This window comes from Vibrio sp. 1978, assembly GCF_033344345.1.
Window position 1 is genome coordinate 1 of sequence record NZ_JAWPOP010000407.1, and the last position, 736, is coordinate 736.

The following is a 736-nucleotide window of genomic DNA, read 5'->3' on the forward strand; positions in this document are numbered from 1 at the left end:
CATAAATTAGAAAGGCTAATGCATAGCAAGTTTAAATTGGTTTGTATAGCGAATCACGATGCTTTTTAATCAAACTGTCTTATCCATAACGAGAAACAGCACGATGAAAAAGAATCTAAAAATTACCATTATTGGCGCAGGCTCCAGTTACACGCCTGAGCTTATCGAAGGTCTCATCAAGCGCAATCATGAACTGCCTATCGGCGAGCTGTGGTTGGTCGATATTGAGGATGGCAAAGAAAAAGTCAGCATCATTGGCGACTTAACGCGCCGAATGTTGACGAAAAACAACCTGTCTCATATTGATGTTCACGTCACGCTGGATCGCAAACCCGCATTAAAAGACGCCGATTTTGTCTGTTCTCAATTTCGCGCGGGTTGTTTGGAAGGTCGCATCCGCGATGAACGCATCTCGCTTAAATACGGCATGATCGGTCAGGAGACCAATGGTTTAGGCGGTTTTGCTAATGCCTGTCGCACCATTCCTATCGCGCTAGAAATCTGTAAAGAGATGGAAGAATTATGTCCTGACGCTTGGTTGCTGAACTTTACTAATCCATCGGGCATGGTGACCGAAGCGATTCTCAAGCACACCAACGTAAAAGCGGTCGGTTTGTGCAACGTGCCAGTGATCATGCAAAAAGGCATCGCGCAAATGCTGGGGGCTGACGAGCAAGACTTTGTATTGCAAGTCGCGGGTTTGAACCACTTTATCTGGGCGCGTCAGATCCTGCAT

The 736-nt window shown here is 46.2% G+C and carries 1 pseudogene; it reads left to right on the forward strand.

The annotated features are described in order from the left end of the window. Positions 1-103: 103 nt before the first annotated feature. Positions 104-736: pseudogene (locus R8N49_RS26900) on the forward strand (6-phospho-beta-glucosidase); the annotation flags it as partial.